This is a genomic window from Streptomyces sp. NPDC059454 (assembly GCF_042749965.1).
Lineage (GTDB): Bacteria > Actinomycetota > Actinomycetes > Streptomycetales > Streptomycetaceae > Streptomyces.
In genome coordinates this window covers 13576-30773 of sequence record NZ_JBHYVC010000061.1, presented here as the reverse complement: position 1 = coordinate 30773, position 17198 = coordinate 13576, and the positions used below count along the sequence as shown (strand labels likewise).

Annotated in this window: 13 protein-coding genes and 1 pseudogene; 3 read left to right on the top strand and 11 right to left on the bottom strand. The window is 73.0% G+C overall.

Annotated elements, in window-relative coordinates; all coding sequences use genetic code 11:
* Window positions 1–3 precede the first annotated feature (3 nt).
* From ACFXAE_RS29600 to ACFXAE_RS29560, 9 genes are all read right to left on the bottom strand, one after another.
* Window positions 4–417 carry a globin gene (locus tag ACFXAE_RS29600; RefSeq protein WP_384720436.1) on the bottom strand — a complete coding sequence of 138 codons (414 nt, stop codon included), beginning with the start codon at window positions 415–417 and terminating at the stop codon, window positions 4–6.
* Between the two features lie 351 nt (window positions 418–768).
* Window positions 769–2475: an FHA domain-containing protein gene (locus ACFXAE_RS29595; RefSeq protein ID WP_384720433.1), complete on the bottom strand. Its 1707-nt coding sequence runs from the start codon at window positions 2473–2475 to the stop codon at window positions 769–771.
* Window positions 2476–2557: 82 nt separating this feature from the next.
* The gene (locus ACFXAE_RS29590; RefSeq protein WP_384720430.1) at window positions 2558–3907 is read right to left on the bottom strand and encodes a VWA domain-containing protein; all 1350 of its coding nucleotides are present in this window, start codon (window positions 3905–3907) and stop codon (window positions 2558–2560) included.
* Window positions 3908–4021: 114 nt separating this feature from the next.
* Window positions 4022–5626 (bottom strand): PP2C family serine/threonine-protein phosphatase, encoded by a 1605-nt coding sequence (locus ACFXAE_RS29585; RefSeq protein ID WP_384720427.1) that lies wholly within the window; start codon window positions 5624–5626, stop codon window positions 4022–4024.
* 3 nt (window positions 5627–5629) lie between these two features.
* Window positions 5630–8152 (bottom strand): tetratricopeptide repeat protein, encoded by a 2523-nt coding sequence (locus ACFXAE_RS29580; RefSeq protein WP_384720424.1) that lies wholly within the window; start codon window positions 8150–8152, stop codon window positions 5630–5632.
* Window positions 8153–8174: 22 nt separating this feature from the next.
* Window positions 8175–9509 carry a hypothetical protein gene (locus tag ACFXAE_RS29575; RefSeq protein WP_384720421.1) on the bottom strand — a complete coding sequence of 445 codons (1335 nt, stop codon included), beginning with the start codon at window positions 9507–9509 and terminating at the stop codon, window positions 8175–8177.
* Between the two features lie 66 nt (window positions 9510–9575).
* Window positions 9576–10619, bottom strand: a complete 1044-nt coding sequence (locus ACFXAE_RS29570) for a glutamate ABC transporter substrate-binding protein (RefSeq protein WP_384720418.1) — start codon at window positions 10617–10619, stop codon at window positions 9576–9578.
* A 35-nt stretch (window positions 10620–10654) separates the two neighbouring features.
* Window positions 10655–12094 (bottom strand): hypothetical protein, encoded by a 1440-nt coding sequence (locus ACFXAE_RS29565; protein WP_384720415.1) that lies wholly within the window; start codon window positions 12092–12094, stop codon window positions 10655–10657.
* Between the two features lie 234 nt (window positions 12095–12328).
* Window positions 12329–13414 (bottom strand): mechanosensitive ion channel family protein, encoded by a 1086-nt coding sequence (locus ACFXAE_RS29560; protein ID WP_384720412.1) that lies wholly within the window; start codon window positions 13412–13414, stop codon window positions 12329–12331.
* A gap of 314 nt (window positions 13415–13728) precedes the next feature.
* Here ACFXAE_RS29560 and ACFXAE_RS29555 point away from each other — a divergent pair, with 314 nt between their 5' ends.
* A complete protein-coding gene (locus tag ACFXAE_RS29555) occupies window positions 13729–14265 on the top strand; it encodes an HNH endonuclease (RefSeq protein WP_384720409.1) in 537 nt (178 codons plus the stop codon).
* A 74-nt stretch (window positions 14266–14339) separates the two neighbouring features.
* Here ACFXAE_RS29555 and ACFXAE_RS29550 read toward each other — a convergent pair whose 3' ends face one another.
* Entirely contained in the window at window positions 14340–14909 is a 570-nt protein-coding gene (locus tag ACFXAE_RS29550) for an ATP-binding protein (protein ID WP_384720406.1), read from the bottom strand.
* A 196-nt stretch (window positions 14910–15105) separates the two neighbouring features.
* Here ACFXAE_RS29550 and ACFXAE_RS29545 point away from each other — a divergent pair, with 196 nt between their 5' ends.
* Window positions 15106–15990 carry a DUF5753 domain-containing protein gene (locus ACFXAE_RS29545; protein WP_384720403.1) on the top strand — a complete coding sequence of 295 codons (885 nt, stop codon included), beginning with the start codon at window positions 15106–15108 and terminating at the stop codon, window positions 15988–15990.
* 3 nt (window positions 15991–15993) lie between these two features.
* The gene (locus tag ACFXAE_RS29540; RefSeq protein ID WP_384720400.1) at window positions 15994–16206 is read left to right on the top strand and encodes a DUF397 domain-containing protein; all 213 of its coding nucleotides are present in this window, start codon (window positions 15994–15996) and stop codon (window positions 16204–16206) included.
* On the opposite strand, the pseudogene ACFXAE_RS29535 reads toward ACFXAE_RS29540, so the two are convergent.
* Window positions 16179–16831: pseudogene (locus ACFXAE_RS29535) on the bottom strand (class I SAM-dependent methyltransferase). The gene ACFXAE_RS29540 and the pseudogene ACFXAE_RS29535 overlap by 28 nt on opposite strands.
* Window positions 16832–17198: the final 367 nt, after the last annotated feature.

The following is a 17198-nucleotide window of genomic DNA, read 5'->3' as shown; positions in this document are numbered from 1 at the left end:
GTCTCAGTCCGGGGAGTTGATCATCGACGCCGCCGCGTACGTCAGGTACTTCCACAGGGTCTGTTCGTGTTCCTCGGACAGGCCCAGTTCGTCGACGGCGTCGCGCATGTGCTTCAGCCAGGCGTCGTGTGCCGCCCGGTCGACCTTGAACGGGACGTGGCGCATCCGCAGGCGCGGGTGGCCGCGGTTCTCGCTGTAGGTGGTCGGACCGCCCCAGTACTGCATGAGGAACAGCGCCAGCCGCTCCTCGGCCGGGCCCAGGTCCTCCTCGGGGTACATGGGCTTCAGCAGCGGGTCCTCGGCCACTCCCTGGTAGAAACGGTGGACGAGCCGGCGGAAGGTCTCCTCCCCGCCGACCTGCTCGTAGAAGGTCTGCTCCTGAAGCGTGCCGCGCCGAATCTCTGTCACGTCGTCCATGGTCTCAGACGCGGCGGCATAGGACTCGAGGCCTAGGACCGGCCTACTGCGGAGAGGTGGGCGGACGGGACCCGTGAGGTGCGGGCCGCGCTCGTGCGGGAGATCGGTGCGAGCGGGGCGTTCGACGCCGACCCGGTGTGACGGGAGGCGTTCACCGCCGTGCCGCGCCACCTGTCCGTGCCGTCCTCCTGCGTGGGCGTCGCCGGCGGTGACGAACGCCACGACCTCCGGGAGCGCGGGGGGAGGCCGCAGCGCGAACGCTACGGCCTCACGGCCGACGCCGAGGGCGACCGGCTGGACGACCCCGGAGGTACGCACGTCCGGCCGGTGCCCGCCGCCTGGGGCTGTCGTTCAGCCCCGGCGGACGGTGATCGTCGTCCAGGCGCCCACGTGGACCCGGTCGCCGTCCTGGAGCGGGACCGGGACGAACGGCTGGATCGGCTCGTCCGAGCCGTTGACCGTCGTGCCGTTCGTCGAGTTCTGGTCGACGACCGCCCACGTGCCGTCCGGCTGCTGCACCAGCACCGCGTGCTGGTGGGAGACGCCCGGGTCCTCCGGCGGGGTCGACAGATCGATGTCGGGGGTGTCGCCGGTGGAGTGGCGGCGGCGCCCGATGGTGATCTGGTTGCCGGTGAGCGTGCGCTGCTGCTCGGGCGAGTACGCGGGCAGGTTCAGGCCCGCGGCCTCGGGGCCGGAGCGCTGCATCATCGCCATGAAGTACTCGCGGTCCGGACCGATGGTCGCGGTCCAGGTCGCCGGGCCCTGCGGCGGCCGGGGCTGCTGCGGGAAGCCGCCGGGTCCGGGCGGCGCCTGGGTCGCACCGGGCTGCGGGTAGCCGTAACCGCCGCGCGGACCGGGGCCGTTCGGACCGCCGGGCCCAGGGCCGGGACCGCCGGGACCGCCGGTCGGCGGGGAGATCACCCAGTCGTCGTCACCGCCGCCGAAGGGCGGCCCGCCCGGCTGGGGGCGGCCGGTCTCCTGCGGGAATCCGGACGGGGCCGACGACCCGGGCTGGAACGCCTGCGGAGCACCGGGGCCGTTCGGGCCGCCGGGGCCGTTCGGGCCACCAGGCCCGCCGGGACCACCGAAGCCACCGGGGCCGCCGGGACCACCGAAGCCACCAGGCCCACCGGGGCCGCCGGGACCGTTAGGTCCGCCGGGACCACTGAAGCCGCCAGGCCCACCGGGACCGTTCGGGCCACCGGGCCCACCGGAACCGTTCGGACCACCGGGCCCACCGAAGCCGCCGGGCCCACCGGGGCCGTTCGGGCCGCCGGGGCCGTTCGGGCCACCAGGTCCGCCGGGACCACCGAAGCCACCAGGCCCACCGGGGCCGCCGGGCCCACCGGGGCCGTTCGGGCCGCCGGGACCACTGAAGCCGCCAGACCCACCGGGACCGTTCGGGCCACCGGGCCCACCGGAACCGTTCGGACCACCAGGCCCACCAGGCCCACCGGGCCCACCGAAGCCGCCGGGACCGTTCGGCCCGCCGGGAGCACCGAATCCACCAGGTCCACCGGGACCACCAGGTCCGCCCGGGCCGGGCGGGGGCGGTACGGGTCGTGAGGGGTCGCCGCCGAAGCCGGCCGGGCCCGGCGGGATCGGCTCGGCGGGGCGGTTCATCTGCGAGGGACGCGAGCCCTGGTAGTCGTACGAGTCACCACCGCCGTACGACGGTCCGCCGGGCGGCTGCTGGAAGGGACCGCCCGGACCCGGACCCGGACCCGGGCCGGGGGCCGGCGGGCGCGGGGCGGCCGGGGTGTAGGAGGTCGCCGTGTTCGTCAGGAAGTTCCACCGGCACTCCTCGCAGAACGGCGCCGCGCCCTCACGCGGCGTACGGCACTGCGGGCACAGCTCCTGACGGCCGCCGCCGGGGCCGCCGAAACCACCGGGGCCGCCAGGGCCGTCGGCGGAGCCGCCGGGCGGCGGGAATCCGTAGCCGCCGCCGGGTGCGGGCGGTGGGGGAGGAGGTGGGGGCACGGCACCCGCCATGCGGTGACCGCACACCTCGCACCAGTCGTCGGAACCCGACTGGTGTCCGTTCGGGCAGGTCGGCATGTCGGCGCTTCCCCCTCTCCTCGTCCGGCCGGTTCCGGCCGGTTTCTCCAACCCCGAGGGGCCAGGCTCGACTACTTACGGATCACTTCTTCACACGAACAGTCTTCGTCGACCGAGTCTCGAGCGTCATCTCGTCGGCCTCCTCGACCTTCGCCTTCAGTCGCACAGTACCCGTCGCGGCATCGACCACGTCCACCACCTTCGCAAGCAGTTTCGCAGTATCCGCGTTGCCGGACGCGCTCGCGAGCTGCACGGCCCTGCCCAGTTTGGCCGTCGCTCCGCCGATGTTTCCCTCTTTGCGTAGATCCAGACCCTGTTGGATGACTTCCGCCAGTTCCGCCTGCCCGGTGTAGTGGGCGACCTGGGGGTTGATCGACGTCGAGGCGGCCATGTCGTCCGTCCACACGGCCCGGACCAGGCCCTGCGCCCCGAGGTTGCGCACGCCGCCGTCGGACGGCTGCGGAATCACCAGCGACAGCCGGGCCGCCAGCATCTCCTGCCCGATGTCCGCGGGCGGCACCTCGACGCAGACGTGGTAGTCGCGGGACTCGTCACCCCAGGAACCCAGCGGGTAGTCGCCCGCGCGCGGACCCGCCTCCGTGCGGCGGCCGGTCAGCTCCTCGACCGTCGGTGCGACCTGCTTGACGAACCTCACCGTCGTGCCGACCGGGGTCCACAGCCGCAGCGAGACGTCCGCGACCTCCTTGCCCATCGCCGTCTCCATCATCCGCGTGAAGTCGGCGGCGAGACCGGCCGGGTCGGCGACGATGTCGGAGGTGCCGAGGAGGGCGGAGGCGATGGCTGTGACTTCTTTCACTTCCCAGTCGGTGCCCACGCCGCGGGCGTCACAGGTGAACCGTCCGGCGCAGGCGTCCAGCGCCGCCTTCAGGTCCTCGGGCGACTCGTGCTCGTTGCGGCCGTCGGTGAGCAGGATGCCGTGCCGGATCGCCACGTCCGCCGACGCCAGCAGCCGGTCGGCCAGCCGCAGCCAGGTGCCGATCGCCGTGCCCCCGCCCGCGCTCAGCTTCCGCAGCGCCTGCTTGGCCTGTTCCCGCGTGCCGGCGTCGGCGACCGCCAGACCGCCGCCGCCCGGATACACCTCCTTGGCCACGTGCGTGCCGCCGACCACCGCGAAGTTCACGCCGTCGCGCAGGGAGTCGATCGCGGTGGCCGTCGCGTCGCGGGCGTTGCGCATCTTGGCCGGCGGGTAGTCCATCGAGCCCGAGCAGTCGACCATGAGGACCACGGCCGCCGACGGCCCCTCACCGGGCGGGTAGAGGTGGGGCGCCGCCACCGCGCTGCCGATGGTGCCGCCGCCGGTCGCGGTCACCGTGACGATGGCGTTGACCTCGCGGCCGCCCTCCGGCAGGTACTCGTTCTGGTACACGTCCACCGAGAACTGCGGCACGTTCGATTTCGAGAAATTGGCCATGCCCTGTTCGCTCCCCCTTGGATGCCCCGACGGCGCGGGGCGACGACGGATGACGGACCGGTCCCCTCCGGTCCGTTGAGGCTTCCCCGCGAGGGGCTTCCCGTAAGCGGCCCCTCAGGCCGATCCTGCCCCCTGCGGGACGGCCGGGAACGGCACGAGGGCCACTGTTACGTTGTCGTGGCCCCCGCCGTCGAGGGCGTGGCCGACCAGTACCCGGGCACCGTGCAGCGGCCGTACGGCCGCGTCCGCGGGCACGGCCTCGGCCATCTCGTCGGCCGACTCCGCGTAGTTCCACAGGCCGTCCGTGCAGACCACGACCACACCGGGCCGGTCGGGCTTGAACGAGGCGGTGTGCGGCTCCAGTTCGTACGCGTCGGCGCCGAGCCAGCCGGTGATCGCGTGCGCGCGCCGGTCGGCGTACGCCTCGGCCTCGCCCATCAGGCCCGCGGCGACCATCTGCGCGGCCCACGAGTCGTCCTCGGTGAGCCGGGCCGCCGGGGCGGAGCGGTCGACCGGCACCCAGTAGACGCGGCTGTCGCCGACCCAGCCGACGACCAGCAGACCGGTCGTCACCACGGCGCCGACGATCGTGCACGCCGGGGCGTTCTGGTGCGGGGCGTGCTCGCCGGCCGCCGCGGGCGCGTCGGCCAGCGCGTTGACCGCGTCGGCGGCGGCGACGATCGCGTCGTGCATCGCCGTCTGCGGGTGCGTGCCGCGCGGCAGGGCCGCGAGCAGGGACTCGCTCGCCGCGCGGGAGGCGGCGAGCGACGCCTCGTCGGGGCGGGTGGCGGAGGAGACGCCGTCGCAGACGATCGCCACGGAGGCGGGGGAGCCGTCGGGCAGCGCCGTGGTGCTCACGGCGAAGGCGTCCTCGTTGCGGTGGTGGCGCAGTCCGCGGTCGCTGACCGCGGCCACGGGGCCGCGTTCCTGTTCCATGTGGTCCCGCTCTCGTGGCTGGGCGTGACCGCAGTTCTCGCAGTAGCCGTCGTCGTCGACCCGGCCCGCACGGCAGGCCACGCACACCGCGGCGCCACCGGCGGCCGGCCCCTGCTCGGCCGTCACCCGCGGGTCCGGCGCCTGGAGCGGGTACTCGTCGGGCTGCGCGGCCGGCCGGTCGGCGGCGGCCTGCTCCTCCGGCTGCGTACGCCGGTCGAAGCGCACCCCGGACGACGGCGCGGCGGGTGCCGCAGGCGGGGGCGGTGGTACGGCGCCCTGCGTCAAGGCCGGTGACACGGGGGTGTCTTCGGCCCGGGACGGGGGCACGGGCGTCACCTGGGCCGGGGGCGGCGGCACGTGGGTGCCCTGGGCCGGAGCCGGTGGCGGCACAGGGGCACCCTGGGCGCCGGGCGCCGGGGGCGGTGGTACGGGGGTGCCCTGGGCCGGTGTTCCCCGGCCGGCCGGAGCGTCGGGCAGGGGGGAGCCGTCCGCGTTCGTTGCGGGCAGGCCGTCCGGGCGGGGGGCCGGTGGGACGGTGGGGCCGTCCGGGGCGGGCCAGGCCGGTGCGGCGGGCGGGGCCGACGGCGGGCGGGGCCGGCCACGCTCCGCCGGGGCCTGCGACGGCACCGAGCCGTTCATGGCGATCGTCGGCTCGTCCCGCGGCCGTGCGGGGACCGCGGACAGGTCGTATCCGCACGCGCCGCAGAAGCGATCACCCGACTCGAGGGGTTCCTCGCAGCTCGGGCATTTCGACAGAGCGGCCTGCTGAGGCATCTGCGACATCAACTACACCCACGTCCGGGGGCGGTAACGATTGGCACGTTCCACCAGGTCGATCCTCTCCTCGCCGCTGCGCGCCAGCCGGGCCAGCGTGCGGTACGAACGCTCCAGGCCGAAACGGAGGCCCCGCTCGTCCAGACCGCTGCCGAGCAGCGTCCGTCCCCCGGCGGCGGGAGGGGCGGAACCCCGGCCCCCGGAGAGTACCCAGTCCAGCCCGCAGCCGAGGACCTCGGCCGACAACAGCTCGCGCCGTGCCGGGTCCAGACCGTACGCCTCCAGGGCCTCGACCTGCCCGGCGGCGGCGGTCAGGTCGTCCAGGAACGGTACGTCACCGGCGGCGGCCGCACGCCCGCGCAGCCGCGCCCGGACGGACGCCACCCGCGCGGCCGTGTAGTGGATGGAGGACTCCGGCACCGACACCAGCGTCCGTACGGCGCCGCCGCGGTCCCCGGCCGCCAACTGCACCCGGGCCAGCCCGAACGCGGCGCTCACATGGCTCGGATCGGTCGACCACACCAGGCGGTAGTACTCGGCGGCGTTGTCCAACTGGCCCAGCACCTCCGCGCACACGCCGAGCGCCAGCTTCGGCGCGATCTCGCCGGGGAACGCGTCGTAGACCGCGTCGAAGGCGAGCGCGGCGCCCTCGTGGTCGCCGGTGACGAGCGCGGCCACCCCCCGGTACCAGACCACCCGCCAGTCGTCGGGGTCCCGCTCCTCCAGCGTGTCCAGCGCCGCCAGCGCGGTGGACCACTCGCCGGTCTCCAGCCGGGCGCGGACCTCGCGCAGCCGGGTCTCCGCCGACGGGGCGGGCGCGGCGGCGAGCGCGTTGATCAGCTCACCGGGCGCGGACGTCAGCAGACCCGCGAGGAAACCGGCGTTGGGGTCGAAGGGGTGGACGTGCGGCACGGGCAGGGCGAGCGCGGCGGCGGCGCAGTCGACGGGCTTGACGAGGGCGGAGGCGCCGGCGGCGGGCGGGAGCGCGTGGGGTGCCCCCTTGCGGGGGCGGTCCGGACGGGTGCCGAGGCGGGAGACGTCACCGTTCAGCGCGGGGAACAACTCCGTGTCCGTCACCCGCAGTTCCGGGCCGAAGAGCGTGGACAGCGCGGGGCGGGCGCGGCCCGACTGCAGGGAGACCACCTCGCGCAGCACACCCGTCAGCTGCTCGGTCATCTCCTGCGCGGAGGCGAACCTGCGGGCCGGATCCGGGTCGGTGGCGCGGACCAGGAGGCGGTAGAAGGACTCGTACCGCCGGAAGACCTCGATGGTGTCCGGGTCGGGCAGCGAGTCCGCGTAGACGTTCGTGTAGCCCTGGAAGTCGAACGTGAGGACGGCGAGCGTACGGGCCACCGTGTACAGGTCCGACGCCACCGAAGGACCGACGTCGGCGACCTCGGGCGCCTGGTAGCCGACCGTGCCGTAGATGGCCGACTCCTCGTCGTCCGTCCGGCGTACCGCGCCCATGTCGATCAGCTTCAGCTGGTCCTCGGTCTGGATCGCGTTGTCGACCTTGAAGTCGCAGTACAGCAGGTTCCGGCTGTGCAGGTGGCCGAGCGCCTCGAGGGCCTCGATGCCGTACGCGCACGCCTGCTCCACCGGCAGCGGATCGCGTCTGCCCTCCGGTGTGCGGCGGCCGTTGGCGATCTCCTTCAGCGACTTGCCGCCCAGGTACTCCATGACGATGTAGCCGTCGAGGGAGCCGGTGCGCTGGTCGAGGTGCTCCACGAAGTTGTAGATCCGCACGATGTTGGCGTGCTCGATCTCCGCGAGGAAGCGCCGCTCGGAGATCGCCGCCGCCATCGCGTCCTGGTCCCCCGTGTCCAGCAGGCCCTTCAGCACCACCCAGCGGTCCGAGACCGCCCGGTCCACGGCGAGGTAGACCCAGCCCAGACCGCCGTGCGCCAGACAGCCGACCACCTCGTACTGGCCGTGCACGATGTCGCCGCCCCGCAGCTTCGGGACGAACGAGTACGGGTGGCCGCACTTGGTGCAGAAGCCCTCCGTGCGCCCCGGCCGGCCGCTGCGGGCCCGGCCCACCGGCGCCCCGCAGTCCGAGCGCGAGCAGAACCGCTTCCGCTCGGGCACCTCGGGGTTCTCCAGCACCATCGCGCGCGGATCGGGGCGCGGGATCGGCGGCACCTCGACAAGACCGGCACCGAGGCGGCCCCGGCCGGACGAGCCGGCGCCCGCGCCGGAACTGCGCACCGACACCGAGCGGCCCGTGGTCCGGCCCGACACCGAGCGGGAGAGCCGTCCGGAGACCGAACGGCGGGACTTCGACGACTGGGACGACGTGCGGGAACTGCGACCGCTGCGACCGCTGGAGCGTCCGCTGCCCGCCGAGCCGCGCGAGTCGCGGCCGCCCGCCGTGATGCCGGTCGGGGCCGAGCCGACCATGCCGGTCGGGGACACCACCGGGGCGAGGCCGCAGGTGTCGCAGTACAGCTCGCCGCCGCCGACGTCCTCGTACGCGCCGCCGCAGCCGGGGCGCTGACAAGTGCGTCGCGCCTGCCCGTTCTCCGGTTCGCTCATGACGCGGCCTCCCCCTTGTCGCTCATGCGCCGGGCCCCCTCCGGTCGTCGGGCGTTCCCTGGCCCGGTACCCGCGGCACCGTGCCGAGGACTTCCGTGGCCGCCTGCTGGTAGCGCAGCACCGCCCGGTCGGCGGCGCGCAGGTCGCAGGGCGCGCTCCACAGCATCCGGCGCGCCTTCTCGTACCGCTCCACCAGGACGGGATCCTCCGCCAGGCCGTGCCGGGCCACCTTCGCCTTGTACGCGTCCAGCCGCCCGCGCAGCTCGGCGCGGACCGCCAGCGGTGCCGTCACCGCGGTCAACGACTCGCGGGCGCGCAGCAGTTCGTCCTCCGCCTTCTGCTCGAGGGACTCCAGGAGCGGGGACAGGCGGTGCCACTGGGCGTGTCTGCGGTACTCCGCGGCCGTCGACAGCTGCTCCTGCAGCACGGTCGGCGGTCCGCTGACCACCGGCACCTCCGTCGCGGCGATCTTCGCCAGCACCTCGCCGCGCGCGGTGCGGGCCTCGGCGAGGGTGCGGTCGGCACGGGACAGCACGTCCCGCAGCCTGACGATGCGTTTCTCCGCGTCCTGGCGCACCGTCAGCACCGCGTCGATCTCCCGGCGCACGTCCTCCAGCGCGCGCGCCTCGCGGTCGTAGACCGTGGTGTCGGGCCGTCCGCCGCCGGGCGCCGAACTGCCCTCCGCCCGCTTCCAGTACGCCAGCGGGTCGGACACCACCTGCTCGCGCAGCCTCGTCAGCGTGCGGGTGATCCGCTCCAGGTCGTCGCCCGCCGGATGCTCGCCCGGGCGCACGCCGACCGAGTGCGCGAGCCGGCTGGTGCGCTGGAGCTCGGCGGCGAGCAGATCGATCCGGGCGGGCAGCGCCGACCACACCGCGTCGGCGGCGACGACCATGTCCAGCGAGGTCGCGTACAGCTCGTTCATCCGGTCGACGAGAGCGGCCAGCGAGTAGCGTTCGCTGAGTTTCCCGGGGGCGGCGTGGAGGGCCGGCACGCCGGCCGTCGCCGCGGCGCCGCCCGCCACCGTCACCGCGTCGCCGCGCAGCAGCTCCGTCAGCTCCACCAGGTCCTCACGGCTGGACCAGCGGCGGCGGGACCGGATGTCCCGGGCCGTGCGCAGCGCGTCCGTGTACGCGTCGAAGTACGTCCACAGCAGCGTGATCGACGCCTCCGTGGCCGTCCAGCGCTCCTCGGTGATGCCGGTGAGCCGCGCGCCCTCCAGGAGTCTTCGGCCCGCGTGGTCCTGCAGGGCGAGGAGCGAGGTCTCGATCGCCTCGTGCTCCGCGCCGAGCCGCGCCAGCGCACGGTCCACCTCGTCCCGGTCCATCACCGGCCCGGTGGGATCCGTGTCGGCCATCGATCACCTCTCGCTGGGGGGTTGTTGACGGTTGGGGTGTGTCCGGCCGGGGTCGTCGCCCGGGGGTCAGCTCTCGCGCAGGTACTCCGGGGCCGGGGGCCTCGACCCGGAGGAGTCGGCGCCCAGCGTGGCCGAGAGCCACTCGGTGTACGCGTCCTGCCAGCCGTCCGTGGTGTCCGCGCGGAAGTCCACCAGGATCCGGTTGACCCGGCGGACCAGGTCGTCCGCGTCCTTCTTCATCGCCACGCCGTAGTACTCGGTCGTGAAGGCCTCGCCCTTGAGCCGGACCGTCGGATCCTGCGCGGCCTGGCTGGCCGCGAGCGCGCCGTCGGTGACCACGGCGTCGACCTCGCCGAGCTGCAGCCGCACCAGGCAGTCCAGCTGGTTGGGAACGGTGGTGCGGATGTCGGCGGACGCCGGCAGCCTGCCCGCCTCCTTGTCCGCCTCCAGCTTCGTGTACGCGGTCGAGCCCGCCGCCGTGCAGATCTCCCGGCCCGCGAGCGTCTCGTCGTACCCCTCGACCGGTGAGGACTTCGGGGCCAGCACCTGCTGGCCCGTCTTGAAGTACGGCGCGGAGAACGCCACGTCCTCGATGCGGTCGCAGTTGATCGTCATCGTACGGACGACCATGTCGACCCGGCCCGCCTTGATCGCCGGGATGCGCTGGTCGGTGGGGATCGCCTTGAACTGGACCGCGTCCCGGTCGCCGAGTATGTCCTCGGCGATGCGGTGCACCAGGTCGATGTCGAAGCCCTCGAGGGTGCCGCCCTCCCCGCTGTTGGGGTCGCGGTAGCCCCAGCGGTAGCTGTTCTGGTCGACTCCCACGATGAGTTTGCGCTTCTCGCCCCGGCGGTTCTTGATCGCCTCGATGGTGGGGCCGTCGGCGGTGTCGGGGGAGAGGGTCTGCTTCTCCGGGGCCGTGCAGTCCTCGTCCGCCTCGGCCCGCGCGGCGTGGGACACGGTCTGGCCGGTGGTCTTCGAGGGGGCGCCGGCCGGGGCGCCGGCGCAGGTCAGGACCAGCGCGAAGACCAGTGCCAGGGCGCAGGCGGTCGCCATCGCGCCCACGCCGCCCCAGCCCTTCAGACGGGCCCGCAGGTGTCGTGCGACCATCGTCATGGCCCCCTTCGGCTCTTTCACGCGTCCGTTCATCGGTACTCCGACAGCCTGCGGCCGATGCCCAGCACCGCGCCGGCCGCGCCCAGCACGGCGAGCACGGCCGCGCCGGCCGGCAGGCCCGTCAGCGCGTCCCGGCCGTCGCCGGCCGCCTGCTCGAACTCCTTCTCCTCGTGCGCGAGCGCCGCGGCCAGGTTCTTGTCGACGCTGTCGAAGCACTCGCCGGTCGCGCCCTTCGGGCCGATCACCATGTCCAGCGCCTGCTGGTAGTTGCCGTTCTCGTCCTGCTCACGGGCCGCCGCGTGGCGCTTCTTCCACTCCGTCATGTTGCCCACCGCCGAGTCGACCGGCTTCTCGCCGCTGTCGTCGTCCGCGAGTTGCTCCGCGCGGGTCAGGCCCTTGGCGAGGGTGTCCATGTCGCGGCCGAAGTCGTGGTCGTAGGCGTCGAACGTCTCGTCGCCGACCTTCGTCGTCTCGGCGCCGCGGGCCACCAGGGTCAGGTTCTCGTTGCCCCGCGCCTTCAGGGAGGCGATCCGGGCGTCGTGCAGCACGTTGAGCGAGCGGACGCCGTGGTCGTAGGAGTCGTTCAGGCCGGAGCGGGCGAGGGCGTGGCCGGCCGTCAGCCAGAGCAGGACGGCCGTGGCCGCCGTCGTCGCCGCCACCAGGCCGTGGTTGAGGACCCGGTTGGTGCGCAGGTAGGTGCGGCGCATCGCCCAGGCGAGGGCGGCGAGGGCGAGGACGCCGAGGGCGATGGCGGGCCAGGGGTGGGGAGTCGCGTCCGCGTAGTCGTCGCGGAGGCGCTGGTTCTCCTTGGTGTAGAGGTCCTCCGCCGCCGGGAGCATCTCCTTCTGCATCTTCTCGTTCGCGTACCGCAGGTAGGCGCCGCCCACGGGGAAGCCCTGGCGGTTGTAGGTGCGGGCGCGTTCGACCAGGCCCTTGTACTCGGGGAGCAGGCGGTTGAGTTCGGTGATGGTCTTCGCGGAGGGGGAGTCGGGGTCCGAGTTGGCCGCGGCGTTGACGAGCTTCGCGGCGGCGGTGCGGATGTCGTTCTCGTAGCGGTCCCTGGAGGCGGCGGTCTCCTGACCGCCGGCCAGGAAGCCGCTGGACGCGGCGGTGTTGGCGTCGGCGAGGGAGCGGTAGATGTCGGCGGCGTCCGAGCTGAGGGGCTGGCTGCTGGTGAGGACGTCGTCGGCGGCCGCGGCCCGGTCGGCCATCTGCCAGGCGGTCACCGCGCCGAAGGCGACGACGAGGGCGGCGAGGACCGCGCCGATGATGCGGAGGCGGCCGGGTTCGGTGGTGGCGGCCTTGCGGAGGCGGTCGACGCCCTCGGCGAAGGCGGTGCGGCGGGCGTCCGGCGGTGGCGCGGTGGGGGTGGGGACGGTGGCGGGGGTGGGCTGGGGCGGTACCGCCGGCAGCGTGGGCACGGGCGTGCCGGTGCCGGGTGGCGCCGTGCTGTTCGGTGTGTGTGTCATGTGACCTCCCCCATGGTCATCCCTCGCGGCAAGTATCGCCGCCGCGAGGGACATATGCACCGGCCTTGGCGCGATCTTGATCCGATCGCGGCGCGATCGCCGGAGATTCCGCCCCCACCCTGCCCACGAACACGCCCGGGAAATCAGTTCGGTTCCCACCCGGGGAGCGTCAGGAGCGGTACGGGGAAGGGCGGCACCCGGGGAGTTCCGGGTGCCGCCCTTCGGGGCCGGCGGTTACTTCGTGGCGCTCGGCGGGGGCAGCGGGGACGCCGCCGCCGACTGCGGGGAGATCGTGCTCGAGTAGACCGACGGAGGTGCGACGCCCGCCGTGGGGTCGGGGGCCGCCACGTCCTCCATGGCCGTGGCGCCGCCGACGATCCGGATGCCCCTCGCGTCGAAGGCCCGCTTGACGCGCCAGCGCAGCTCCCGCTCCACGGTCAGGGACTTGCCCGGCATGGTCTTCGCGGAGAGGCGGATCACCATGGAGTCCAGCAGCACCGAGTCCAGGCCGAGCACCTCGATCGGGCTCCACAGGAGCTCGTTCCAGGGCTCCTCCTTGCCCATCTTCTCGGCGACCTCGCTCAGCGTGGCCTTCACCCGGTCCAGGTCCTCGTCGGAACGGACCGTGACGTCGACGCCCGCGGTCGCCCAGCCCTGGGAGAGGTTGCCGATGCGCTTGACCTCGCCGTTGCGGACGTACCAGATCTCACCGTTGTCGCCGCGCAGCTTGGTCACCCGCAGTCCGACCTCGATCACCTCGCCGGACGCCACGCCCGCGTCGACGGTGTCGCCGACGCCGTACTGGTCCTCCAGGATCATGAAGACGCCGGAGAGGAAGTCCGTGACCAGGTTGCGCGCGCCGAAACCGATCGCGACACCCGCGACACCGGCCGAGGCCAGCAGCGGGGCCAGGTTGATCTGGAAGGTGCCGAGGACCATCAGTGCGGCCGTGCCCATGATCAGGAACGACGCCACCGAGCGCAGCACCGAGCCGATCGCCTGCGAGCGCTGCCGGCGTCGTTCGGCGTTGACCAGCAGACCGCCGAGCGCGGTGCCGTCCACCGCCTGGCCGGTCCGGGACATCCGGTCGACCAGCTTGGTGATCGCCCGCCGCACCATGACTCTCAGCACCGTCGCGATCACCAGGACCAGCAGGACCCTGAGCCCGATCGCGAGCCACGTCGACCAGTTCTCCTCGACCCAGCCGGCGGCGTTGCCGGCGGTCTCCTGGGCGTCCTGGAGCGAGGGCACCCGCGGTGTCCCGGACTCCGAGGGGGTCGGCGACGGATCGGCGGCCGACAGGACGGCGGACAAGGACACGGCAGGTACCTCCAGGTGCATGTCTGCCCCCGGTGCGGCGGTCAATATCTTCAAGGTCACGAAAGGGTCACCGGTGCGGGCAGAACCACCACACTAACGGGGCATTGTGAGTGGATCGGCGGCATCTGCGAAGAAGAGACCGTCCTCACCCACGCTTGAGCAGGCCATGATCCTGGGGATGAATCGGGATGTGGTCGAAAACACTCCCAGCCCGTTACCGGGACATGGTGGCGCGTCCACCAGGCATGAGGGGAGACTGACTACGGATCGTCCCGGCGCGAGCCACGCGCCGCCGGCGTACAAGGAGGCCGTCCGTGCCGCATGTCCTGGTCCTCAACACGTCGTACGAGCCGCTCGGCGTCGTACCGCTCCGCCGCGCGCTCGTGCTCGTCCTCGAGAACAAGGCAGTCTGCCTCGAGGAGACCGGCGCCCACCTGCACAGCGCGACCGTCACAATCCCCGCACCCAGCGTGGTCCGGCTCAAGCGTTTCGTGCGGGTCCCCTACCGGGGGCCCGTTCCGCTCACCCGCCGGGCGTTGTTCGCCCGTGACGGGGGCCGGTGCATGTACTGCGGTGGCGTCGCAACCAGCGTCGACCACGTCATCCCGCGCAGCCGCGGGGGCAAGCACGTCTGGGACAACGTGGTGGCGTCCTGCCGCCGCTGCAACCACGTGAAGGCCGACCGCCACCTGTTCGAGCTGGGCTGGCGCCTGCGCCACAAACCCGCCCCGCCCACCGGTCTGGCCTGGCGCATCATCGGCACCGGCCACCGGGACCCGCGCTGGCTGCCCTACCTGCAGCCGTACGGCGCGGACGACGCGCTGGCCCGGATCGACGGCATCTCCGCCTGACGCCGCCGACCCGGGCCTTCGTGCGGTAAGGGCTCCGCTCCGGGGTACTCCGCGGAAGCGTGAACACTTCGGCGTCACGTGTTCACGGTTTCGCCGGTGGGTCCTGGGGGCGAGGGCGTGCCTTCCGCTGCCCCGACGGCATGCCGGGTGAGGTCTTCGACCTCGGTGGCACCCAGGTGGGGCGGACCGGCGGGCACGGGCTTCGGCGTGGGCGACGTCCGGTCGGGGGTGTCCCACTCGGCGTACACCGTCTTGCCGACGGTCCGCGGTTCCCAGCCCCACCGCGCGGCGACCGCCTCGACCAGGAGGAGTCCCCGTCCGAACTGATCGGCGGCGTCGCCCCCGGCCGGACGCGGCCTCGGCGGCCGCTCGCCGCGCGGGTCGCTCACCTCGACCCGCAGGGTGCGGTGACCGAGGGTGACGCGTACGCGGATGAGCCGTCCCCGGACGCTGCCGTGCAGCAGGGCGTTGGTCATCAACTCCGACACGACGAGGGCGACGTCCCCGGCGAGTCCCGGTTGCCCCCACTCGGTGACGAGCCGCGCGGTTCTGCGCCGGGCGAGGGGGACGCTCCGCTGGGTGGGGGTGTAGTCGAGCAGGTCTTCGCGCAGGAGCGGTACGGGCAAGGGGGCGGGTTCTGCCATGGGGGATGCCTCCGGGTGGGGCGGCGGTGTCTCTGCCGTGCCTGTGTGGAGACAGGACGGTGCACTTCCGCCGAGCGCGGACCGCAGAGTGAGCGGCTGAGCACTGAAAGTAGCGGCTGGCTCGCGCTCGGTGCAACTGGATCGGAGACATTTGTCTCCAGGGTGGGCTGTGTGCCGAGTCCGGCACCATGTGGGGGTGACTCGAACCACGCAACTCGGGAACCGGACGTCAACTGTGCTCGGGCGTAGGCTCGGTGGTGAACTCCTGCGCTTGCGGGACGCCGCGGCCAAGACGCAGCAGCAGGCCGCCGAGGTCATCAGCGCGACCAACTCGAAGATCGTCAAGATGGAGCGCGGCTGGGTGCCGATGCGCGATCCGGACATCCGCGCGCTGTGCGAGTTCTACGGTCTGGCGGACGGGAAAGCCGTGACCCGGTTGCTGGAACTGGCCAGGCTCGACCGTGAGAGGCGCAAGGCGAAGGGGTGGTGGCAGGACTCACCCCACCCTGGCGCGCTGACCGAGTACATCGCCATGGAGGACGCGGCCAGTCGTGTGCGTACATGGCAGCTCTCGCTGGTGCCGGGTCTGTTCCAGACTCCGGAGTACGCGCGAGCACTGGCCGTCAGTGAGGGGGTCGGTCCCTGGGAGGACCCTGCGGAGATCGAGCGGGTCGTCGACATCCGGATGCGTCGGCAGGATCGTCTGACGGGGGAGCTTCCGCTCAAGGTGTATGCCGTCGTCTGGGAGGCGGCGTTGCGGCAGTTGATCGGCGGTTCTGCGACCATGCGAGGACAGTTGGAACGGCTCCTGGAAATCGCCGCACTGGAGAATGTGCGCCTCCAGGTTCTGCCGTTCCATGCCGGCGGGCACCCGTGCGTCACGGGCCCGTTCACCATCCTGTCGTTCAGCGAGGACGAGGCAGTGGACGTGGTCCAGGCCGACACCATCGCGTCCAGCGTGTGGGTGGAGAACGAAGTGGCGAGCAGCGCCTACGGCGACCTCTTCGACCGCACGGCACGACGGAGTCTTGCTCAGCGAGACTCCATCCAGCTCATCGAGGCTATCCGACAGGAGATTTGACCGGTGTCCGAGTTCGTCTTCGTGAAGTCCAGCTACAGCAATACCTCCGGCGAGTGCGTCGAGGTCGCCCTCAACGTCCCGGAGACCGTCGCCGTCCGCGATTCCAAGGACTCCGGTGACGGCCCGATACTCCGCCTCGCGCCGCAGGCCTGGGTACGGTTCGCGGGGGCACTGGGGCGGCTGCCTGCTCAGATGCGCCGCCACGAGAGCGTGTAGCGCCGGAAGAGCCGCCGACGCAGCCGGGCGCCGGGCAGGACCTCGCGGGCCTCACCGGCGATGTCGGAGAAGGTCATGCCGGCCGGGTCCGCGCGGTCGTCGAGACGGGCCGGGGCGCTCTGCGGCCCTTGTTCTTGAGCCACCCGGTGGCGGCGTTCAGCGGGGTGACGGCTGCGCCGAGCAGGTGGTCCGTGGCGGTCCGCGGCCGGAAGAGGCCCACGACGACCAGGGTGCCGCCGGGAGCCAGGTGCCGCCGGAAGTTGGTGAGGGCCTCGGTGAACGGCAGACGGTGGATGGTGGCGACGCAGGTGATGACGTCGTGGGGTCCGGCGGGGAGTCCCGTCGGAGCGTCCGCGACCGCGAAGGACACCGGCGTCGCCTCAGGGGTCGGTGTGCGCGCCCGCGAGGTGATCGCGGGGTCGGAGTCGATGCCCCGGACCTCGTCGGCGCGTGTGGCGAGGAGCCGGGCCAGGTCGCCGGTGCCGGAGCCGACGTCCAGTGCACGGCCGAACCGGCGGGGGAGTCGCCGCAGGATCCACCGGTGGTAGTGGGCGTTGTGGTCCCAGGGATGGGCGGCGTTGAACCGGTCGAGCGCCTGGAGGACTCGGTGCGGCAGTGGCGTCATGTGATTCCTCGGAGGACGGCCCGCGCTACGGAACCGAGCTGAGCGGGTGAAGAGGAGGAGCCGGAATCAGTTGCGGGCCGGCGACCGCGGACGTGTCGTCAGGAGACGGCCCCGACATCGCGCGCGGCCGACCTGCCGTCAGTACCGTCGGCGATCCCCGGACCGCGCTGATGGGGCGGTGACCCGCGTACTCCACGTACTCGACCGGCTGCACCCCCCGACGGGACACGACCCCCGAGGACTCATGACACCTCCCCTGCCGAAAAGAGTGAGCATCTGACGGGCGAATGCAACCCGCTCACTCAAATGAGCGGAACATGAACACCAGAGGCTGAGATGCTCCCGATTTTCAGCGGATGCATGCCTC